This window comes from Caulobacter segnis (genome assembly GCF_023935105.1).
Classification (GTDB): Bacteria; Pseudomonadota; Alphaproteobacteria; order Caulobacterales; family Caulobacteraceae; genus Caulobacter; species Caulobacter segnis_B.
On the sequence record NZ_CP096040.1, the window covers coordinates 2,613,163 to 2,632,754 of the forward strand.

Consider the following 19,592-nt stretch of genomic DNA (forward strand, 5'->3'; position numbering starts at 1 on the left):
ACCTAATCGGCGCTTATTAATATATTTTGTCGGCGCAAAGAACGGCTCTAAAAGACCACGCAGCCGACATTGAGATTGACCGACATGCCTCCCTATCGCTCTCGCACCTCCACCCACGGCCGCAATATGGCGGGCGCCCGGGGCCTCTGGCGCGCCACCGGCATGAAGGACGAGGACTTCGGCAAGCCGATCATCGCGGTGGCCAACAGCTTCACTCAGTTCGTCCCGGGCCACGTGCACCTGAAGGACCTGGGCCAGCTGGTCGCGCGCGAGATCGAGGCCGCCGGGGGCGTGGCCAAGGAATTCAACACCATCGCTGTGGACGACGGCATCGCCATGGGCCACGGCGGCATGCTGTATTCGCTGCCCAGCCGTGAGCTGATCGCCGACAGCGTCGAGTACATGGTCAACGCGCACTGCGCCGACGCCATCGTCTGCATCTCCAATTGCGACAAGATCACCCCTGGCATGCTGATGGCCGCCATGCGGCTCAACATCCCGGTCGTCTTCGTCTCGGGCGGCCCGATGGAGGCTGGCAAGGTGCAGGTGAAGGGCGCGATCCGCGCGCTGGACCTGGTCGACGCCATGGTCGTCGCCGCCGACGACAAGTACACCGACGAGGAAGTGACCGCGATCGAGAAGGCCGCGTGCCCAACCTGCGGCTCGTGCTCAGGGATGTTCACCGCCAATTCGATGAACTGCCTGACCGAGGCCCTGGGTCTGTCGCTGCCGGGCAACGGCTCGGTCCTGGCCACCCACGCCGACCGCGAAGCGCTGTTCAAGGAAGCTGGCCGGCTGATCGTCGACCTCTGCCAGCGCTGGTACGAGCAGGAAGACCCGACGGCCCTGCCGCGCGGCATCGCCACCCGGGCGGCGTTCGAGAACGCCATGAGCCTGGACATCGCCATGGGCGGCTCGACCAATACGGTGCTGCACCTGCTGGCCGCCGCCAGCGAGGGCGGGGTCGACTTCGGCATGGCCGACATCGACCGCCTGTCGCGCCGCGTGCCGTGTCTGTCCAAGGTCGCTCCGGCCAAGGCCGATGTGCACATGGAAGACGTCCACCGCGCCGGCGGGGTGATGGCCATCCTGGGTGAGCTGGAACGCGGCGGCCTGATCGACGCCAGCCAGCCGACCGTCCACGCGACGACGATGGCGGAAGCTTTGGCCCGCTGGGACATAGGCCGGACCAACAGCGCTGTCGCTGCTGAATTTTTCCGCGCCGCGCCGGGCGGCAAGCCGACCCAGATCGCCTTCAGCCAGGCCGCCCGCTGGGAGAACCTGGACCTGGACCGCGAGAAAGGCGTCATCCGTTCGGTCGAGCACCCCTTCTCGAAGGACGGCGGCCTGGCCGTGCTGTTCGGCAATCTGGCCCCCGAGGGCTGCATCGTGAAGACGGCCGGGGTCGACGACTCGATCCTGACCTTCAAGGGAACGGCGCGGGTGTTCGAGAGCCAGGAGACCGCCGTCAGCGGCATCCTGGGCGGCCAGGTCAAGGCCGGCGAGGTCGTGGTCATCCGCTACGAAGGCCCCAAGGGCGGACCGGGCATGCAGGAGATGCTGTACCCGACCACCTATCTGAAATCGAAGGGCCTGGGCGCGGCCTGCGCACTGATCACCGACGGTCGCTTCTCGGGGGGCACCTCGGGCCTCTCGATCGGCCACGTCTCGCCGGAAGCCGGCGAGGGCGGTCTGATCGCCCTGGTCGAGACCGGCGACTCCATCCTGATCGACATTCCCAACCGGGGTATCACCCTGGAGGTTTCGGACGACATCCTGGCTCAACGCCGCGCCGCTCAGTTGGCGCGCGGCAAGGACGCCTGGAAGCCCGCCGATCGCAAGCGCGAGGTCAGCCCGGCGCTGCGCGCCTACGCCGCCATGACCACCAACGCCGCGCGCGGCGCGGTGCGGGACGTGTCGCAGGTCGAGCGGGGCTAACCCAGACGGGAGAGCGCCCGGTTCCAGGACACCAACGCCGGACCGGGCGCGAACGCCACCTCGCTGGCGGTGACGATGAAGATCGAATGGGTGGCGGCGTCGACGACCTGCTCCACCTCGCACACGGCGCTGGCCAGCCCGCCGCGATAGACGGGCGCGCTCGCGGCGCGGCGCCAGCGTTCGAGCGTGAAGCGCTCGCCCGCTCGGTGGCTGCTGGCGAACCGCAGCGCCTCATCCTCGTCGGTGGACCCCAGCAGGGCGACGCCGAGGTGAGAGCGGGTCAGCAGGGCGTCGTGGCAGCCGGCTTCCTTGCGGACGCAGAACAGAAAGCGCGGCGGCTCGACCGACAGGCCGGTGATCGAGCTGACCAGCAAGCCGCGCGGCGTATCGCCATCCCAGCAGGAGACGATGGCGACGCCGCTCGCCAGGTGCGCGAGCACCTCCTTGAAATCGACGGGAGATGTCGAGATCGACGGCGAGGGCGGAGCGGCGTCGTACGGAGCCATGGGGCTCAGCTCGCGGCCTTGGCCAGGCGAAGATCGCGTTCGGCGACCAATTGACGGACCAGGGGGATCAGGTCGCGACCATAGGCGACCGCGTCCTCGACCGGATCGAAGCCCCGGATCAGGAAGGTCGAAACCCCCAAGTCGTAGTAGTCCAGCAGGCTCTCGGCGACCTGTTCTGGCGTGCCGACCAAACCCGTGGAGTTGCCCTGGGCGCCGGTGACGGCGGCGACGCCCGTCCACAGGCGCTTGTCCAGGCGCGAGCCTTCGGCGGCGGCGTCCAGCAGGCGCTGCGAGCCGGCATTGGGCGGGCGGTGACCGGCGGTGGCCAGACCGGTGGCCTCGCGCAAGGCCTTAGCGCGGCCGACGATATCGTCGGCGCGCTTCCAGGCGGCCTCCTCGGTGTCGGCGATCACGGGGCGCAGCGACAGCGAGAACCGCACCTGGCGACCGTGCTTGGCGGCCGCCGCGCGCACGCGGGCGATGGTCTCGCGCACCTGGGCCTGGGTCTCGCCCCAGAGGGCGTAGATGTCGGCGTGCTTGCCGGCCACCGGGATCGCCGCGTCGGACGAGCCGCCGAAATAGATCGGGATGTGCGGCGCCTGCAGCGGCTTCACCGCGCCGAAGCCCTGGTCGACCTTGTAGTACTTGCCTTCGTAGTCGAAGGGCTTGTCGCCGGTCCATTCGGCGCGGACGATGTCCAGATACTCGCTGGTCCGGGCGTAGCGCTCGTCCTTGGTCAGGTGATCGCCGTCCTTGGCCAGTTCCTCGTCCGAGCCCCCGGTGATGATGTGCACGGCCACGCGGCCGCCGGTGAAGTGATCCAGCGTCGCCAGCTGGCGAGCGGCCAAGGTCGGCTGGGTGAAGCCCGGGCGGTGGGCGATCATGAAGTTCAGCTTTTGGGTCACCGAGGCGGCGTGGGCCACGACCAACTGGCTTTCCGGGCCGGTCGAGTGGAAGGCCACGAGGGCGCGGTCGAAGCCGCCTTCCTCATGCACGCGCGCGGTCTTCTCGACGTACGAGACGTCGATCGCGGGGCCGGTGGGCGGATGAATCTCGGACGCGTGCTGCGTGCCGATGAAACCGATGAATTCGACGCTCATGGCGGGCTCCAGTCTTGTCGGATTGAACCTTAGAGGCGGCCTCGCCCGGAAATGAGCGAGGAGTTTTCAAGCGGGTTATGCGGACGGCTCATCAGGCCGTGACGGGTATCGCTTCCTTGCGAAGGGCGCGGACGACCGAGGGGCGAGCGAAGGCGCGGGCGGCCTTGGCGCTCCAGGCGGGATAGCTGGTGGTGTCGATCTGGCGACGCTCGGCCCAGCGCCAGATGACCAGGGCGTAGGCGTCGACGGCGCTGAAGCTCTCGCCCAGCAGCCATGGGCCGGGCCCCTGGGCCAGGCGCTCGATGTCGGTCAAGGTGCGGGCGAAGCGGGCCTCGCCGGGCGTGGCCAAGGCGGCCTTCACCGCCTCGTCGTCAGCGTAGCGCTCGGGGCGGGCGATCTGGGCGAAGGCCACGTGCACCGTGCTGGCGAACCAGCTCATCACCTCATAGGCCTTGGCCAGCTTCAGCGGGTCGGCCAGCGGCAGCAGTTCGCTGTGCGGGTAGCGGTGGGCCAGGTAGGTCAGGATGGCCAGCACCTCGGTCACCGGCTGGCCGTCGACCACCAGGGTCGGCACGCGGCCGCGCGGATTGACCTTCAGGTACTCGGGCTTGCGCTGGTCGCCCGCCGCCAGGTCCAGGCGATGGGCGGCGTAGGGCAGGTCGATCTCCTCCAGCGCCACCAACGGGGCCAGGGACGAGGATCCGGGGGCGAAATAGAGCTTCAGGGTCATCGTTTCGGCCTCAGATCACGTAGAAGCCGTGCGTGCCGTCGCGGGCCAGTTGGTCGACCAGGCCAAACTCCCAGTCGAGGTAGGCCTGCATCGCCTCGGCGGCGTTGTCGGTGCCCTCGTAGGGACGCTTGTAGACGTCGGTCGGGGCGTTGGCGGCGCGGGTCAGGCCGGCCTCGACGGCCCGGCCGGCGGCGATCCAGCCGTCGGCGCCGCCGGCCAGGACACGGATGGGACGGTCGGTCAGCGCCTCCAGTTCCGGCGCGGCGAGGGCGGCCAGGGCGCCGTCGGGGGATGTCAGGACGATGGCCTTGTCCTTGGGCAGCTTATCCAGCGCCTCTGGCAGCTGGGCGCGGATGGCGAACCAGGCGCCGGGCACGTGGGCCTTGCGGTGACGCGGGCTGGGGGCCAGGTCGACCACCACCACGGCCTCGTCGGCGATGGCCTGGGCCAGGTCGCGGGGCGACAGGGTCTCGACGCTGGGCAGGGCAGGCAGTCGCGACGTCCAGGCGCCGGTTTCCAGCGCGCCGTCGAAGCCGCCGTCCAGCACGTAGACCTCCCAGCCCAGTTGGGCCAGCCACGAGGCGGTCATGTCGGCGCGCGGCCCCAGGTCGTCGGCCAGTACGATGCGACCGCCGCGCACCGGGGCGAAGACGTCGGTTTCCTGCACCAACTGGCCGCCGGGCGCGGAACGGAAGCCGGGCGGGTGGCCCGCCGCATATTCCTCGGGTGTGCGGACATCGAAGCGGTAGAGCGTGCGATCCTGGTCCTTGGCCAGATCGGCCAGGCCCTGGCCGTCGAGGCGGCGGACGCCGGCGCGGTAGGCGACATCGCGAGCGCGGGCGCGAGCCTCGGACAGGGTCTGCTCGCGTACGTCCGGGAACTTGCGCGACTGGCCGTGCTCCAGTGTCTGCTGGGCCAGGGTCCAGCCGATGGTGCCGTTGCGCAGGGCGAAGACGGGATTGGGCAGGCCGGCGTTGACCAGCGACTGGGCGCCGATGAGGCTGCGCGTCCGGCCGGCGCAGTTGACGATGATGGTGGTGGCCGGATCGGGGGCCAGTTCGCGGGCCCGCAGGACAAGTTCCGCGCCGGGCGTGCTGACGCCGCCGGGGATGCTCATCACGGCGTATTCCTCGAACCGGCGGGCGTCCAGGATCACCTGGTCGGCCTTGGCGTCGATGCGGGCCTGGACCTCCTGGGCGGGCAGGGACGGAGTGTGTCGCCGCGCCTCGACCAGTTCGCCGAACGCCTTGCTGTAGGAATTGACGTCCTGGAACAGTTCGTAGCCGGCCGCCCGCCAGCCGCCGAGGCCGCCCTTCAGGGCGTGGACGTTCGTATAGCCTAGCGCCGCCAGCCGTTCGCCCGCCGGCGTGACCAGGCCCTCGCCGTCGTCATAGAGCACGATCTTGGTCTCCTGGCGCGGGACGCGGTCCAGGATCTCGACCTCCAAACGGCTGAGCGGCAGCTGCGAGGCGAACAGAGGGTGGGCCCTGGCGAACGGATCCTCCTCGCGCAGGTCCAGCAGGGCGATCTCGCGCCGGGCGATCAGGTCGCGGCGGACCTCTTCGGGGGAGATGACGGACAGGGTCATTCGGCGGCTCCGTAAGCCAGGGCGCTGGCGCGATCGAACAGAAGGGGCGGCGGGACGTCGGCGTAGCCGGAGACGAAAGGCTTCGGGCGGCCTTCGGCGTCGTAGGTCGAGCGCTTCACCGTGCCGATGTCGGCTCCGTAGACGTGGATGCTGATCGAGGTCCGGTCGTCGAAGGCGTTGGCGACGCGGTGGATGTCGCCGACCGTGGGCGAGACCGCCTCGACCTGGCCAGGTTCCAGGCGGTGGACCTCGCCGACGGCGGCCAGGGCCTCGCCGCGTCGCTCATAGGCCTGTGAAAGCTCGGCCCCGCGCAGGACGCCAACCAGACCCCAAACGGTGTGGTCGTGGACTGGCGTGGCCTGGCCCGGACCCCAGACGAAGCTGACCACCGAGAACCGCCCGGCCGGGTCCCGGTGCAGCAGGTACTGCTGGTAGCGCGCGGGATCCGGCCGGGTCTGCGGTTCGGGCAACCAATCGTCCTGGGCGACCAGTTGCGCGAGCAGCGCGCCGCCCTCGCGCAGGATCACGGCTTCGTCGCCGGTCTGGTCCAGCAGGGCGAAGAGGTCGGCGACGAAGTCCGAGAGACGGTGAGGGCGATGCTGGCTCATGGGATCACAGCGCGTATTTGAGGGTGACCAGGACGGTCCGGGGATCGGGGAAGTTCAGGTAGTAGACCGCCGTCGACGGCGTGTAGGTCGAGCTGACCGGCTTCTGGGAATTGAGGATGTTGCGGACCGAGACGCTGACGGCCCAGCGCGGATCGGGCGTCGTCCAGGTCGCGACCCCGTTCAGGAAGCCTTGCGAGGGGATGTTGTTTTGGCCGCCGGCGGCCGGGGTGGCGCTGGTGACGATGCCGCTCTGCCACTGGGCGTTCAGACCCAGGCGCAGCGAGCCCGGGATATCGATCGGCGGGTCGTAGGTGATCCCGCCCGCCAGGCTCCAGCGCGGCGAGTTCAGCAGGCGGTTGCCGTCGGCGTTGACGCCCGCGCCGCCGGCGCCCTTGTAGTCGTCATAGACCGCGTACAGCCAGCCGACGTTGAACTGGGCGCTCAGGCGCTCGGTCGGCCGCGCCTCGGTCTCCAGCTCGACGCCGTAGGTGCGGGCCTTGCCGGCGTTGCCGCGGCGGCTGCCGACATAGGCCGGGTCGTAGAACGAGACCTGCAGGTCCTGGTAGTCGTTGTAGAAGGCCGCCAGGTTGGCCCGCAGGCGCTGGTCCAGCAGCTGGGTCTTCAGGCCTGTCTCGTAGGTGGTAACGTCCTCGGGCGCGAAGGGCAGGGTGGCCAGGTCCAGCCGCGTGGCGCGATTGTCGAAGCCGCCCGACTTGAAGCCCTTCGAATAGCTGACGTACTGCAGGACGTCTGGCGTCCACTGGTACTGGACCGACAGCTTGGGCGTGATTGCCGACCAGGTCTTTTCGGCCTGGCCCTTGATCGACTGGCCCGTCACCTGGCCGGCCAGGTTCAGCACCTTGTTGTCGAAGGCGAAGTCCTTCTCCTCGTTGGTCCAGCGCAGGCCGGCGGTCAGGGAGAGGCGCTCGTTCGCCTTCCAGGTCGCCTCGCCGAACACGGCGTAGGCGTCGGTGTTGGTGATGTTGTGGGCGCGGGCGAAGTTGTAGTTGCCGGGCGTCACGGCCGGATCCGTCGCCAGCGCGTTGCGGCGGCTGTAGCCGTCGCGCTGCACGAAGAACCGCTCGTGCAGATAGAACAGGCCGCTGGTGAAGGTGACGTCGCCGAAGTCGCCGTTCAGCTGGACTTCTTGGGTGACGTACTGATCGTTGTAGTGGATCAGGTTCTTCTGGATCAGCGCCGCCTCGCCGTCGTTGTCATAGTTGACCGGATTGAGGTTGAAGCCGCCATAGGCGGTGATCGACTTCAGCTTAAGGCGCTCGGACAGTTCGTACTGGACGCGCAGCGAGCCGCTGATCTGGTCCAGGTCCTGGGTCGGCTCGACCTCGGAGTAGGAGCGGTCCTTGCGGAACACGCCGCCAGGCTGGCTCACCGGGATATAGCTGCGGGTGTCGCTGCGATCGCACAGAGCGTTCACCGTCAGCAGAACGTCCAGGCGCTCGGTCGGCGTCCAGCGCAGCTTGGCGCGGAAGGCGTCCAGGTCGATGCGGTTGACGTCGTGGTTCAGCGTCGGGTCGAAGGCGGTCCCGTCGCGCTTGTGGTGAATGTAGGACAGGCTGCCCGACAGCTTGTCGGCGACCAGCGGGCCTTCGATCAGGGCGCGGACGTCGACGGCGCCGTAGTTGCCCAGGCCGACCTCGGCCTTGGCGCGCAAGGTCTGGCCCGGATCGCGGGTGATGATCCGCAGGGCGCCGGCGCTGGAATTGCGGCCGTACAGCGTGCCCTGCGGGCCGCGCAGCACCTCGATGCGCTCCAGGTCGTTGAACTCGACCATCGAGCCGATCTGGCGAGGGATGTAGACGTCGTCGACATAGACGGCCAGCACCGGCTCCTGGATTGGATCGGCCTCGCCGACGCCGCGCAGGGCGTAGGTCTGGGTGGTGTGGCTGATCGTGACCCGGCTGATCGACAGGTTCGGGATCTGGCCCGACAGGTCGCGGATGTTGTCGATCTTGCGATCGGCCAGGACCTGCTGGCCGAAGGCCGAGATGGCGATGGCGGTCTTTTGCAGGTCGGTTGCGCGGCGCTCGGCGGTGACGATGACTTGCTCGACGGCCGGAGCGGCGCCATCGGCCGAGGCGGTGGGCTCGGCGGCCTGAGCCGCGCCGGTGATCGCCAGAGTGGAGCCGAAGAGCAGCAGGTCGCGCAGATGAAGTTTAGACATTCGATCTATCCCCGATTTATTTTGTAGGGATTTGTCATCCGTGCGATCTGTGCTCAATGAATATAAAGTTCAGAAATCGATAGATTTGCTCATATCGTGAGATATGGATTTCTATATTTAAATCCCGAATATCATTTGAGATAAGGCGTCAGTCGGTCGTCCCAGAGCGGTTTAACCTGAACGGCGCTTGGAATAAGCTTGGCGGCTGCGAACGTATCGGCCACGGCCTGCTGGGAGGCGATCGCCGCGTTGCTGATCGGCCCCAGGATCGAGGGCGAGCTGCGCTCTCGGAACTCCTGCTCGTAATAGGCCTGTTTGACCCCCGTGGCGGCGGCGCGGACCTGGGCCCAGCGCACCCCGTCGGCGTTGAGCCAGTCGAAGACCTTGCGGTAGCGCTGAACGTAGTCGCCGATCGCCTTCAGGCGCGCCGGGTCGTCCAGCGCTTCCCGCGAGGCGGTGATCAGATAGTTGCCCGACAGGATGCCCTGGGCCGTGGTCAGCACCCGCGCTCCGGCCTCGCGGGCCTGGTAGACGATGACGCCGTAGATGATCCACGCGTCCAGCGATCCGCTCTGGAAGGCGGCCAGGCCATCCTGCGGACTGAGCGCCACCGGCGTGATGTCGGCCCAGGTCAAACCGGCCTTTTCCAGCAGGCGCAGCAGGATGTAGTGCGAGGTCGTCGCCTTCACATAGCCAACGCGCTTGCCCTTCAGCTGGCCGAAGTCCTGGACGGTCGAGCCCTTGGGCACGAGCACGACCTGATTGTTCACGTCGCCCTGCAGCACGCCGACGATGCGGACCAGATTGCCCGGATGACCCGCGATGAAGATCGGCGGGATCTCGCTCATCCCGCCGAAGTCGAGGGCGCGGGCGTTGATCGCCTCGGCGATCAGATTGCCGCCGGCGAACTGGGTGCGGGCCAGCTTGTACGGTGGCTCGCCCACGCCGGCTTCCTTGAAGAAGCTCTCGGGATTGCCGCGATAGGTCGCCACCCGCAGGGTCAGGTCCGACAGATCGCCGGACGCGGCGGGAGTCTTCGGCGAGCAGGCGGCGAGGCCGGCGATCGAAAGGCCGCCCAGCATCAGGCTTCGGCGGGAGAAGGAAAGGCCGGTCATCAGTCGAACAGGTCCGGCTCTTCTTCAGTGACGACGTCCCAGTAGGGTTGGAAGGCCCACAGCCCGCCGATCTCGGAGCCGACCTGGCTGGCTGTGTGCTTGGCGACTTCGGTCGGCATAGGCTTGGTCGGACCGGCTGCTTCGGCCAGCAGTTGGGTCTGGCAGGCGTTCTCGAGCGCCAGATAGCGCCAAACCGCCGCCTCGACCGACTGGCCGACGGTCAGGATGCCGTGGTTCTGCAGGATCACCGCCTTCTTCGAACCCAGGGCCCTGGCGATCTTCTGGCCCTCGCTGGTGTCCAGCACGACGCCGGAGAATTCCTCGAACAGGGCATGATCCTCATAGAAGGCCGCCGAGTCCTGGGTCAGGGGATCGAGCAGCCGGCCGAGGGCCGACCAGGCCTTGCCGTACAGCGAGTGCGAGTGGGCGGCGGCCACGACGTCGGGCCGGGCCTCGTGCAGCTGGCTGTGGATGGCGAAGGCGGCGCGGTTCAGGCGCGGGGGGACCTTGGCCGGCGGCTGGACGATCTGGCCGTCATGGCTGACCAGCATCAGGTCCGAGACCTTGATCCGGCTGAAGTGCACGCCGAACGGATTGACCCAGAAGTGGTCGGTCAGCTCCGGGTCGCGGGCGGTGATATGGCCGGCGCCACCCATGTCGAAGCCATGGCGGCCAAACAGGCGGTACGAGGCGGCCAGGCGCTGCTTGCGATAGAGCCGCTCGGCCTCGAGCGTCGGCTGGCGCGGGATCTCGCGCGAGCCGAACTCGGGCAGTACGGTCTCGATCTTGGCGGGATGCGGCGCGGCGGACGCGAAGTCCTTGGCCGAGGGGATGGCGGTCATCGCTGGATGTCCTTCAGTAGCCGCGCGACAGGTCGACGACGCCGGCCAGGGGCGCGCCGGAGCGGAAGCGGGCCAGGTTCTCGGCGAACTGGGTCGCCAGGTTGATGCGGGTGTCGGGCGTGTGCACCGAGGTGTGCGGCGACAGGCGCACCTTGGGGTGGCCGTAGAACGGATGGGCGTCCGGCAGCGGCTCGGGATAGGTGACGTCCAGGCTGGCGCGGCCGACCCGGCCTTCGTCCAGCGCCGCCAGCAGGGCCTCGTCGTCGATCAGGGCGCCGCGGGCGATGTTGATCAGGTGCAGGCCGGGCTTGGCGTGCAGCAGCAGGTCGCGGTTGACGATCCGCTCGGTCTGGGGCGTGGCCGGGGCGGCGAGGACGACGTGGTCGCCGCGCTCGAACAGGGTCTTGAGGTCGGCGACCCGCTCGACGCCCGGCACGGGGATGGGCGCGTCCGAGCGGCGGACGGCCAGGACGTTGATCCCCAGCGCCTGGGCGCGCGGGGCCAGGGCTTCGCCGATGGCCCCGAAGCCGACCAGGCCCAGCGTCGAGCCGGCGACCAGCTTCAGTTGCTGGGGGACCCAGCGGTGGGCGGTGTCGATCCAGATGTCGGGCAGGCGCTTGGCCTCGGCCAGGATCGCGGCCAGGGCGAATTCGGCCAGGGCCACGGCTGACGAGCCGCGCGCCGAGGTGACGACCGGCCCGTCGAACAGCCAGTCCGGATAGAAGTCGATGCCCACCGAGACCAGTTGCACCCAGCGCACGTCGAACGGCCAACCGGGTGGGGCGTGTTCGGGCAGGACGCCGCCGGCCTTGCGGAACGGCGCGGCGACCAGCACCTTGGCCTGCGGCGGCAGGGGCGTGGTCAGGCCCGGCGGGACGGGAACGATGTCGGCGTTGTCCACGTGCTGGGCGAAGACGCTGTTGAACACCTCGGGCAGCTGGCTGGCGACGACGATGCGGCTCATGACGTGAGGCTCGCGAAGGCGGCGCGGCCGGCGCTGGTCAGCACGACGTCGGCCTGGGGCGTGTGGACCCGGCCGCACAGGACGTCGCGATGGTGGCGCTCCAGCGGGTTCAGGCGGGTCAGGCCGGGATTGCCGGTCAGCTTCAGGGCTTTCTCGACGACGGTGATGGCGTTCTCGGTGACCAGGTGCTTGACCAGGCTGGCCTCGACGCCGTCGACTTCGCCGCGCGCGGCGGTGTCCAGCAGGACGCGGTTGGACAGCAGCAGGCCGTCGATCTCGCCGACCGCCTCCTGGAAGCGGGGCAAGGTCGACAGGGCCGCGCCCAGATTGGCGGGTTTGCGATTGGCCAGGAACTCGACCAGCCAGTCGCGGGCCGCACGGGCGACGGCGTCGTAGATGGCCGAGGTCAGCACCGCCGACCAGGCGGCGAAGCTGGCCGGGTAGGGCGGCGGCGCGCCGACGGGCTGCGGATCCAGGGCCTGGTCCAGCGGGACCAGGACGTTCTCGAACACCACGTCGTGGCTGGCGCTGGCGCGCAGCCCCAGGTGGTCCCAGGTTTCCTCGATGACGACGCCGGGCGTGTCGGCGCGGACCAGCCAGCCGCCGACCAGGGGCTCGGCGTCGTCGCTGCGGGCCCAGACCACGAACCAGGTCAGGTTGGTCGAACCGGTGGAGTAGATCTTGCGGCCGCTGATCCGCCAGCCTTCCGGCGTCCGGCGGGCGATCGTGGCCGGCAGGCCGCCTCGGGCCGGCGTGCCGAGGTCGGGCTCGACCCGCAGGGCGTTGATCAGGGCGCCATGCGTGATCGCCTCGCCGATCACCCGCTGCTTCAGGTGCTCGGGCCAGCCCGAACGGCCCTCGACCGAGGCGTGGAACAGGTACTGCATGACCAGAACGAGCGCCGTCGCCGGCTCGCCCCGGGCCACGGCCGAGATCACTTTCAGCGCGGTCGGCAGATCGGCCTCCAGGCCGCCCAGGCGCGCGGGCGCGGTCAGGGCCAAGAGGTTCGCGTCGTGCAGGCGGCGGAAGTTCTCGGCTGGGAAGCTGGCCTCGCGGTCGTGCTGGGCGGCCGTCTCGGCGAAGGCCTCGGTCAGACCCGGCAGGATCGCGTCGAGGTCGGGCAGTCGGGCCTGCGTCTCGAAGCGGTGGACCGGTGCATTCACAGCACGACCTCACCGGTCGGAAAGGCGACCAGATGGCCTTCGCCGTGTGTCGGGGCGCTCTCGACGCCGAGGTGGCCCAGCAGTCGGCGACGGATGGCCTGGAAGCGGACGTCCGGCGCACGCGGGCGCTCAAGGTCGATGCGCTCCTCGGCCGCGATGCGCCCCTTGTCGAGCACCAGCACGCGGTCGGCCAGGGTTATGGCCTCGTCGACGTCGTGGGTGACCAGCAGGACGGCTGGCGCGTGCTCGCGCCACAGGGTCAGGACCAGTTGGTGCATCTTCAGGCGGGTCAGGGCGTCCAGGGCCGCGAAAGGCTCGTCCAGCAGCAGGAGATCAGGTTCGCGGACCAGGGCGCGGGCTAGGGCCGTGCGTTGGGCCTCGCCGCCCGAGAGGGTGCCCGGCCAGGCGTCGAGGCGATGGCCCAGGCCCACCTCCTTCAGCGCCGCTTCGGCGCGTGGCCGGACGTCGTTGCCCGACAGACCCAGCGCGACGTTGCGCCAAACCTTCTTCCACGGCAGCAGGCGGGCGTCCTGGAACACGACCGCGCGGGCGTCGGGCGTCCTCACGTCCTGACCCGCGGCGGAGTCCAGGCCGGCCAGGGTGCGCAGCAAGGTGGTCTTGCCCGAACCGCTGGCGCCCAGCAGGGCGACGAACTCGCCAGGCGCGATCGACAGGTCGAGTCCGTCGATGACGGTGTTGTCGCCAAAGCGACGGACGAAGTTCTTCAGCCGTACGGCGGGCTGAGCGGCCTGTTCGACCGAACGGGATACGGCGGGACGGCGCAGGCGCGGTTGCGGGGTGGCCATGGTCATTGCTCCACGAGGCTGGGGCGCCACGCCAGCGCCTTGCGCTCCAGCGTGCGGACGAGGGCGTCGGCGCCGAGGCCGAGCAGGGCGTAGACGACCAGGCAGACGACGATGATGTCGGTTCGCATGAAGTCGCGGGCGTTGTTGACCAGGTAACCGAGGCCGGCCTGGGCGTTGATCTGTTCGGAGATCACCAGCACCAACACCGAGACGCCCAATGCATAGCGCAGGCCGACGAAGAACGAGGGCAGGGCGCCGGGCAGGATCACCTCGCGCACCAGGCTCCAGCCGGAGAGGCCGAAGCTGCGGGCGGCCTCGACCAGGCGCACGTCGACGCCCCGGATGCCTGCGAACAGGTTCAGATACAGCGGGAAGGTCGCCGAAACGGTGATCAGCAGGATCTTCGGCGTCTCGCCGATGCCAAACCAGACGATGAACAGCGGCGTCAGGGCCAGGACCGGGATGGTCCGCTTGATCTGCATCAGGGGGTCGACCAGCGTCTCGCCCCAGCGCGACAGGCCCGAGACCAGACCCAGCGTGGTGGCCAGGACCAGGGCGATACCGAGCCCCGCGCCGGCCCGGGCCAGCGACACCGCCAGATTCTTCGGCAACTCGCCCGAGGCGGTCAGGGTCCAGAAGGTCTCCAGCACCGTGGAGGGGGCGGCCAGGACCCGCGGCGGGATCACGCCGGCGCGCGCGCCCAGCTCCCACAAGACCAGCAACAGGACGGGAGAGAGCCAGCGGGCTCGGGCCAGATCGGGCCATCGCCACGGCCTAGCTTCAGAAATTCTGTAGGTCGTCGCCAGAGACACTGCGGTCCTCTCTCGTCGGAAACCGTTGCGACGCAAGCGCCGCGGGTCCACAGAGAAGGACGTTGAATTCCTACTTGATCAATAGACTTATCCTCACATAGCTTATTAGCAATTCTCAAGGGGCCGCCGATGGTGACCAACCTGCCGACCGAACTGCTGCGGAGCTTCGTGGCCATCGTCGACTCCGGCTCGATGCTGCGTGCGACCGAGCGGGTGTTCGTCACCCAGTCGGCGTTGAGCCTGCAGATGAAGCGCCTGGAGGAGACGGTGCTGACGCCGCTGTTCCATCGCGAAGGGCGGCGGCTGGTGCTAACTCCTGCCGGCCAAACGCTTCTGCCCAGGGCGCGGGAGATCCTGGCCCTGAACGATCGCGCCGTCGTGGCATTGACCGGCGACGCCTTGGCCGGGCCGGCGCGGGTCGGGGTGGTGCAGGACTTCGCCGAGACCCTGCTGTCGGGCGTCTTGGCCAGGTTCACCCAGCTCAACCCCGACACCCAGCTGCAGGTGCGGGTGGCCGGTTCGCCCGAACTCTTGGGGCTGCTGGAGGCCGACCGTCTGGACGTGGTGCTGTGCATGGGCGCGGCCGACGATCCGCACGCGGCCCGCGTGGTCCCGATGGTCTGGCACGGCGAGTCCGCCCTGGCCGAGAGCGACGTCCTGCCGATCGCCATCCTGGAAGCGCCGTGCCGCTTCCGCGACGCGGCCCTGGCGGCGCTGGAGCGCGACGGGCGGCCGTTCCGGGTGGTGGTGGAGACGCCCAGCCTGTCGGCGTTGCGCGCGGCGGTGCAGGCGGGTCTGGCCGTGACCTGCCGCACCTCGCTGTTCCTGCCCGACCGCGCGCCCCTGGCCAGCAACCGCCTGCCGCCTCTGCCGGATGTGGCCTATGTCCAGCGGACCAATGATACGCCCCACGCCTCGATCACCAAGCTGGCGCAATTGATCCACGCCGCGGCGCTGGATCTCTAGGCTCCGACGGCGGCCAGGATGTGCTGGGCGACCGCGCCCGTCTGGCTGCGGATGTCGGGCACGGCGGTGATCTCCCACGCGGCGCCGCGCGTGGCTGGACCGACCGCCATGAGGGTAGCCGACGCTTGGCCTGACACATCGCGCAGCCGGCCATCGGCGTCGACGTCGAAACCTAGCCGCAGCGGGTCCGGGCGCGCCAGACCCCGGCGAACCAGATCCTGAATCAGGGGATCGGTCGAGGCCAGCACGTCGCCGGTCGGGCCGGTGCAGTTGATCACCGTGGCGGCGCGGAAGGCGTAACCCCCTTGCTCGCCGCGCCCGCGCCATCGGCACAGGGCGAAGCCGTCCGGCTGCAAGGAAAGGTCGCGGATCTTCCCCGCCGCCAGGGTCAGCTGGCCAGTGGCGCGCATCGCGGCGATGCGGCGGGCCACCAGAGGCGCCAGGCGATGGCGATGGATCTCCCAGAAGGGCCGGGCGTGTCGCAGGAAGGCCTGCTTTTCGTCGATGCTCCAGTGACGCCACAGCGTGCGGGTCACCGGTCGGGTGGCGTCGATGGCGGTGCGCCAGCCGTGCCGAGCCGCCGCCGTCCTCAGCCAGGCGAAGACTTGCAGCGGCGAGAGGGTCTCGCGCGGTGGGGCGGGCAGGGTGAGCGGCGGCGCGCCGTCGTGCTCCAGCGGGGTCAGGCCACGCCGCGACAGCGCCAGCATGGGCCTTCCATGCTGGGCGTCGTTCAGCGACAGGGCCACGTCGACCATGGTCAAGCCCGTGCCGATCAGCAGCACCGGTCCTGGCGGCAGGTCGGCGGCGCTCCAGCGCCAGGGATCGGCGACATAGGCATCCGACGTGGCGAAGGCGGCGCTGACGCCGGGCGGACGCGCCGGTGGCGGATTGCCCAGGGCCAGCACGACCGCGTGAGCCGTGACCGAGCGGCCCATGGCGCATCGCAGCCGCCAGCCGTCGCCGCCGGGCTCGATCCCGACGACCGCGTCGGGTGTCACCACCAGGCGCCCGGCCCCGGCGGGCCCTTCGGCGATCTCGGAGACCTGGCCCTGGATGTAGCGTCCATAGTCGGCGCGGGTGGCGAAGTCGGCCGGGCCCAGGCCGAACTTCTCGCGGCTGAGCCAGCGGACGAAGTGCCCCGGATCGTCGGGCCAGGCGCTCATATTGCCCGCCCGCACGTTCAGCCGGTGGCCCGGATTGTGGGTGGAGTAGGCCGCGCCGAGCCCGACGGGCGTGCGCCGCTCGAACAGGATCACCTTCGCGTCCGCTGATCGGCGCAGGATGTTGAGGGCCGTCATGACGCCGCTGAACCCCGCGCCGACGACGGCGATGACAGGCGCTGGCTTTGGGGGCATGCGCAAACTCTATGAAATCGATAGGATTTTCTGGGCGATCGTTCGCCAAGTTGCAAGCCGCGTTGGCGATATGCGTTCCGCAAATGCCGCTTATTGTGCTGCGCGATATATAAATCTCTGAATTTATTCAAAGAAATACTCGGTCGCGGTTAGGCGGCCGCGCCGCCATGGTCCCGTCGTCCGATCCAAACCGCCCCAGGGCCGGGGGCTTCCGACATTCGAGTTCCATGAAACGACGCCCATCTGCATTGGGCGCGGGGGTAGATCTTTGACCTTGCTGCGAGAGCGGACGGCTGTCCGACAGAGTCCCTTCAAGCTGAACTTCCAGGCCGCTTTGCTGACCTGCGCCTCGGTTATGGCGCTGAGCGGCGGCGTGGCCCGCGCGGCCGATGCGACGCCCGTGTCGGCAGCTGACGTCGAGGGGGCCACGTCCGTGGACAGCGTCATCGTCACCGGCGTGCGCGGCGCCCGCCGGACCGTCGCCGACAGTCCCGCGCCCGTCGACGTGATCGGCGGCGATCAGCTCCTGGCCACCGGCAAGGTCGGCCTGAAGGAGGTGCTCAACACCCTTATCCCGTCCTTCAATCTGCCGGGCATCAATGGCGGCGGCACGTCGTGGACGGTGCGGGCCATCACCCTGCGCGGCTTGAACGGCGACCAGGCGCTGTTCCTGGTCAACGGCAAGCGCCGACACACCACCTCGCTGATCAACAACCTGGCGCGGGTCGGCCGCGGCGGCGCGCCCGTCGACCTGGACTTCATTCCAGCCTCGGCCATCGAACGCATCGAGGTGCTGCGCGATGGAGCCTCGGCCCAATACGGCTCGGACGCCATCGCTGGCGTGGTCAACATCATCCTGAAGGATGACTCCGAAGGTGGTTCGTTCAGCTACACCGGCGGCCAGAACTATCTGGGCGACGGCGATACCCGCGCCGCGACGATCAACTGGGGTCGGCCGCTGGGCGACCAGGGCGGCTTCATCCACCTGGCCCTGAACTGGAAGAACAACGAGGCCGCCACGCGCGCGGTCCCCTCGCGCGCCCAGTACATTTACCAGCCGACCGTCACGACGGTTGGCGGCGTCACGACCGTCACGCCCGATCCGCGCGACGCCACGGTCGATCGCTACGCCTGGGGGCTGAGCTACGGGCCGGGCGAAGAAGACATCCTGGCCGCCTCCTACAATGCCGAGCTGCCGTGGCGCGACCTGACGCTCTATTCGTCGGGCACGCTGAGCCATCGCTCCTCCAGGAAGAACACCGGCAGTTTCCTGCCAAACCTGGCGCCAGTCGCGGGCGTGACCGCCGGCCGGCCGCTGAACCGCAACTCGCTGCCCGAGGTTTATCCTGACGGTTTCAATGCCTATCGCCGGATCTTCGAGCTGGACTTCCAGACCAGCTTTGGCGCGCGCGGCGAAAAGGCCGGCTGGGCGTGGGATCTCTCCACGACCCTGGCCCAAGACCACGCCCAACTGGACGGCGAGAACACGCTGAACGCCACGCTGGGGCCGTCCAGTCCCACGTACTTCCACCTGTCGACCCACGAGTTCCGGCGGTGGACGAACAATTTCGATGTCACCCGAGAGGTCACGGGCTGGCTGAAGAACCCGCTGCAAGTCTCGTGGGGACTTGAACATCGCTACGAGCGCTTCTTGATCGACGCGGGCGACGAGGCCTCCTATGTCGTCGGCGACTACGTCATTCCGGCGGGACAGCCTTTCGCCGGACTGCGGCCCAATCCAGGCTTGGCCTCCTACGCCGGCACCGCGCCGGAGGACGCCGGCGCGATCCATCGCCATAGCGGCGCGGCCTATGTCGACCTGGGAACCGATATCGCCAGCAACTGGTATGTCGGCGTCGCCGGCCGCTACGAGAAATACGGCAAGGGCGTGGGTGACACCGCCAGCGGTAAGCTGACCACGCGCTGGGAGTTCCTGCCGGGCTACGCGGTGCGCGCCACGGTCAGCAACGGCTTCCGCGCGCCGTCGCTGGGCCAGACCCTGTTCGCGACCTCGACCATCAACGGCAGCCTGTGCCCGGCCGCGCCGAACAACCTCTTCCGCGGCGCGCCGTGCACGCCCGGTGAATACCTGACCTTCCCGACCAAGGTTCTGCGCACCGACAGCGTCGAGGCGAAAGCGCTGGGCGCGGAAACACTTAAGCCGGAAACCTCGGTCAACTACAGTTTCGGCGTCACCGCCGAGCCGGTCGCCGGCCTGCGCCTGACCCTGGACGCCTACGAGATCCAGATCGACGACCGCATCGTCGACACCAGCAACCTCGACCTGTCGGTGGCGCAGCTGGCCTCGCGGGCGGAGCTGGCGCCGCTGCTGGCGCGCTTTCCGCAGGGCCTGACTGCGACCTATTACACCAATGCCGTTTCGACGCGGACCACCGGGATCGACTTCGTCGGTGAGTACGCCTTCAGTCTCGGAGACCTGGGCCGGCTGAATCTCAATGCGGCCTACGCCTTCAACAAGACCAAGATCACCAAGCTCAAGGACACGCCGGCGGTCCTCAAGGCGGTGAACCCCAGTCTGGTGCTGTTCGACCGCCAGAAGATCGCCGACCTGACCATCGGCACGCCGCGCGAGAAGATCATCGTCGGGACGCAGTGGGCGCGCGGCGGCTGGAGCGCCAGCCTGCGCAACACGCGTTATGGCCGCTATACCGAGGCCGGGACCTCGGCGAGCTTGGACCGAACCTACAGTCCCAAGTGGATCACCGACCTCGACATCGCCTGGCAGGTCCGGCCGTCGACCAACATCGCCATCGGGGCCAACAACCTGTTCGACAAGCATCCCGACAGGATCGGGATCCTCAACGCCGACCAGGGTACGGGCCAGTTCGGCATCTTCTCGCCCTTCGGCATCACCGGCGGCTACTACTACGCCCGCCTGACCCAGAACTTCTGAGGG

16 protein-coding genes are annotated in these 19,592 nt (G+C 68.9%); 3 read left to right on the plus strand and 13 right to left on the minus strand.

Annotated elements, in window-relative coordinates; all coding sequences use genetic code 11:
- Positions 1-84 precede the first annotated feature (84 nt).
- Positions 85-1,938: a dihydroxy-acid dehydratase gene (ilvD, locus tag MZV50_RS12440; RefSeq protein WP_252634969.1), complete on the plus strand. Its 1,854-nt coding sequence runs from the start codon at positions 85-87 to the stop codon at positions 1,936-1,938.
- Here the strand turns inward: ilvD and MZV50_RS12445 are convergent.
- The 12 genes from MZV50_RS12445 to MZV50_RS12500 all read right to left on the minus strand — a co-directional run bounded on the left by MZV50_RS12445 (position 1,935) and on the right by MZV50_RS12500 (position 14,354).
- A complete protein-coding gene (locus MZV50_RS12445; protein WP_252634970.1) occupies positions 1,935-2,444 on the minus strand; it encodes a flavin reductase family protein in 510 nt (169 codons plus the stop codon). The genes ilvD and MZV50_RS12445 overlap by 4 nt on opposite strands.
- Positions 2,445-2,449: 5 nt before the next feature.
- Positions 2,450-3,544 (minus strand): LLM class flavin-dependent oxidoreductase, encoded by a 1,095-nt coding sequence (locus MZV50_RS12450; protein ID WP_252634971.1) that lies wholly within the window; start codon positions 3,542-3,544, stop codon positions 2,450-2,452.
- 91 nt (positions 3,545-3,635) lie between these two features.
- Positions 3,636-4,274 carry a glutathione S-transferase family protein gene (locus MZV50_RS12455; RefSeq protein WP_252634972.1) on the minus strand — a complete coding sequence of 213 codons (639 nt, stop codon included), beginning with the start codon at positions 4,272-4,274 and terminating at the stop codon, positions 3,636-3,638.
- Between the two features lie 10 nt (positions 4,275-4,284).
- Positions 4,285-5,862, minus strand: a complete 1,578-nt coding sequence (locus MZV50_RS12460) for a rhodanese-like domain-containing protein (protein ID WP_252634973.1) — start codon at positions 5,860-5,862, stop codon at positions 4,285-4,287.
- A complete protein-coding gene (locus MZV50_RS12465; protein WP_252634974.1) occupies positions 5,859-6,470 on the minus strand; it encodes a cysteine dioxygenase in 612 nt (203 codons plus the stop codon). The genes MZV50_RS12460 and MZV50_RS12465 overlap by 4 nt, the downstream gene beginning before the upstream one ends.
- A 4-nt stretch (positions 6,471-6,474) precedes the next feature.
- Positions 6,475-8,652 (minus strand): TonB-dependent receptor, encoded by a 2,178-nt coding sequence (locus MZV50_RS12470; protein ID WP_252634975.1) that lies wholly within the window; start codon positions 8,650-8,652, stop codon positions 6,475-6,477.
- A 131-nt stretch (positions 8,653-8,783) separates the two neighbouring features.
- Entirely contained in the window at positions 8,784-9,767 is a 984-nt protein-coding gene (locus MZV50_RS12475; protein ID WP_252634976.1) for an ABC transporter substrate-binding protein, read from the minus strand.
- A complete protein-coding gene (locus tag MZV50_RS12480) occupies positions 9,767-10,609 on the minus strand; it encodes a class II aldolase/adducin family protein (protein WP_252634977.1) in 843 nt (280 codons plus the stop codon). Before MZV50_RS12480 ends, MZV50_RS12475 begins: the two co-directional genes overlap by 1 nt.
- Positions 10,610-10,622: 13 nt before the next feature.
- Complete coding sequence (locus MZV50_RS12485) at positions 10,623-11,573, minus strand: D-isomer specific 2-hydroxyacid dehydrogenase family protein (RefSeq protein ID WP_252634978.1); 951 nt, start codon at positions 11,571-11,573, stop codon at positions 10,623-10,625.
- Complete coding sequence (locus MZV50_RS12490; protein WP_252634979.1) at positions 11,570-12,736, minus strand: acyl-CoA dehydrogenase family protein; 1,167 nt, start codon at positions 12,734-12,736, stop codon at positions 11,570-11,572. Before MZV50_RS12490 ends, MZV50_RS12485 begins: the two co-directional genes overlap by 4 nt.
- Positions 12,733-13,542, minus strand: a complete 810-nt coding sequence (locus tag MZV50_RS12495; RefSeq protein WP_252634980.1) for an ABC transporter ATP-binding protein — start codon at positions 13,540-13,542, stop codon at positions 12,733-12,735. The genes MZV50_RS12490 and MZV50_RS12495 overlap by 4 nt, the downstream gene beginning before the upstream one ends.
- A gap of 2 nt (positions 13,543-13,544) precedes the next feature.
- Positions 13,545-14,354 (minus strand): ABC transporter permease, encoded by an 810-nt coding sequence (locus tag MZV50_RS12500; protein ID WP_252634981.1) that lies wholly within the window; start codon positions 14,352-14,354, stop codon positions 13,545-13,547.
- A 129-nt stretch (positions 14,355-14,483) separates the two neighbouring features.
- Between MZV50_RS12500 and MZV50_RS12505 the strand changes: the two genes are divergently transcribed.
- Positions 14,484-15,320 (plus strand): LysR substrate-binding domain-containing protein, encoded by an 837-nt coding sequence (locus MZV50_RS12505; RefSeq protein ID WP_252634982.1) that lies wholly within the window; start codon positions 14,484-14,486, stop codon positions 15,318-15,320.
- Here MZV50_RS12505 and MZV50_RS12510 read toward each other — a convergent pair.
- Positions 15,317-16,675 carry an FAD/NAD(P)-binding protein gene (locus tag MZV50_RS12510; protein ID WP_252634983.1) on the minus strand — a complete coding sequence of 453 codons (1,359 nt, stop codon included), beginning with the start codon at positions 16,673-16,675 and terminating at the stop codon, positions 15,317-15,319. The two genes, MZV50_RS12505 and MZV50_RS12510, sit on opposite strands and share 4 nt — an antisense overlap.
- A 268-nt stretch (positions 16,676-16,943) precedes the next feature.
- On the opposite strand from MZV50_RS12510, the gene MZV50_RS12515 reads away from it, so the two are divergent.
- On the plus strand, positions 16,944-19,589 hold the full coding sequence (locus tag MZV50_RS12515) for a TonB-dependent receptor plug domain-containing protein (protein ID WP_252634984.1): 2,646 nt from the start codon (positions 16,944-16,946) through the stop codon (positions 19,587-19,589).
- Positions 19,590-19,592 lie beyond the last annotated feature (3 nt).

What these genes read in the sequence shown, in the direction of transcription:
- ilvD (WP_252634969.1), top strand. Translation starts at nt 85, where the DNA reads ATGCCTCCCTATCGCTCTCGCACCTCCACCCACGGCCGCAATATGGCG.
- MZV50_RS12445 (WP_252634970.1), bottom strand. Translation starts at nt 2,444, where the DNA reads ATGGCTCCGTACGACGCCGCTCCGCCCTCGCCGTCGATCTCGACATCT.
- MZV50_RS12450 (WP_252634971.1), bottom strand. Translation starts at nt 3,544, where the DNA reads ATGAGCGTCGAATTCATCGGTTTCATCGGCACGCAGCACGCGTCCGAG.
- MZV50_RS12455 (WP_252634972.1), bottom strand. Translation starts at nt 4,274, where the DNA reads ATGACCCTGAAGCTCTATTTCGCCCCCGGATCCTCGTCCCTGGCCCCG.
- MZV50_RS12460 (WP_252634973.1), bottom strand. Translation starts at nt 5,862, where the DNA reads ATGACCCTGTCCGTCATCTCCCCCGAAGAGGTCCGCCGCGACCTGATC.
- MZV50_RS12465 (WP_252634974.1), bottom strand. Translation starts at nt 6,470, where the DNA reads ATGAGCCAGCATCGCCCTCACCGTCTCTCGGACTTCGTCGCCGACCTC.
- MZV50_RS12470 (WP_252634975.1), bottom strand. Translation starts at nt 8,652, where the DNA reads ATGTCTAAACTTCATCTGCGCGACCTGCTGCTCTTCGGCTCCACTCTG.
- MZV50_RS12475 (WP_252634976.1), bottom strand. Translation starts at nt 9,767, where the DNA reads ATGACCGGCCTTTCCTTCTCCCGCCGAAGCCTGATGCTGGGCGGCCTT.
- MZV50_RS12480 (WP_252634977.1), bottom strand. Translation starts at nt 10,609, where the DNA reads ATGACCGCCATCCCCTCGGCCAAGGACTTCGCGTCCGCCGCGCCGCAT.
- MZV50_RS12485 (WP_252634978.1), bottom strand. Translation starts at nt 11,573, where the DNA reads ATGAGCCGCATCGTCGTCGCCAGCCAGCTGCCCGAGGTGTTCAACAGC.
- MZV50_RS12495 (WP_252634980.1), bottom strand. Translation starts at nt 13,542, where the DNA reads ATGGCCACCCCGCAACCGCGCCTGCGCCGTCCCGCCGTATCCCGTTCG.
- MZV50_RS12505 (WP_252634982.1), top strand. Translation starts at nt 14,484, where the DNA reads ATGGTGACCAACCTGCCGACCGAACTGCTGCGGAGCTTCGTGGCCATC.
- MZV50_RS12510 (WP_252634983.1), bottom strand. Translation starts at nt 16,675, where the DNA reads ATGCCCCCAAAGCCAGCGCCTGTCATCGCCGTCGTCGGCGCGGGGTTC.